The organism is Nostoc sp. UIC 10607, assembly GCF_047228265.1.
Lineage (GTDB): Bacteria > Cyanobacteriota > Cyanobacteriia > Cyanobacteriales > Nostocaceae > Nostoc > Nostoc foliaceum_A.
Window position 1 is genome coordinate 1 of the sequence record NZ_JBIQNW010000225.1, and the last position, 728, is coordinate 728.

The following is a 728-nucleotide window of genomic DNA, read 5'->3' on the forward strand; positions in this document are numbered from 1 at the left end:
CCTAGCGTAGTAAAACTTGCTAGAGGTATCTTGGAATCGTAGAAAACTCGTTTGAGATTGTCTTTTTAGCAAACACAATTAAGGTTTTAATCTCGACCCTCAAGTTAGTTTTACCGTTCTAAGAAAAAAATTAAGAGTTATTGCTGGGTTTGCAAAAGCAAAGTTAAATAGTTAACAGCCTATCAGTAAGAAGAGATTATGACTACTGACAACTTCATCATCCGCCCAATGAATAGGTCGGAAATAGATTTGGCGATTAGTTGGGCAGCAAGTGAAGGTTGGAATCCAGGAAGGTATGATGCTCAATCTTTTTATCAAACTGACGAAAGCGGTTTTTTATTGGGTGAGTTGAATGGTGAGCCGGTGGGATGCATTTCTGCTGTAGCTTACGATCAACACTTCGGTTTTCTAGGTTTTTACATTGTGAAACCCCAGTTTCGTGGACAGGGGTTAGGTATGAAAATTTGGAAGACAGCAATGAAGCATCTGGGTGCTGACCGTAACATCGGCTTGGATGGCGTAGTAGCTCAACAAGATAACTACAATAAGTCTGGTTTCCAAATCGCTTATAACCATATTCGTTATGAAGGGGTGGGTGGGGGTGTTGTACCTGCTGGGATCGTAGAACTGAAAACAGTACCTTTTGAAGATTTGGTGGCTTACGATTGTCAACTTTTTCCTTCTAAGCGTTCGCTGTTTCTGCGACATTGGATTGAACAGCCAGAAAG

At 41.1% G+C, this 728-nt stretch carries 1 protein-coding gene; it reads left to right on the forward strand.

What is annotated here, in order from left to right:
* Positions 1-198 precede the first annotated feature (198 nt).
* A partial coding sequence (locus ACEYW6_RS36520; protein ID WP_412983656.1) for a GNAT family N-acetyltransferase occupies positions 199-728 on the forward strand: 530 nt, incomplete at its 3' end.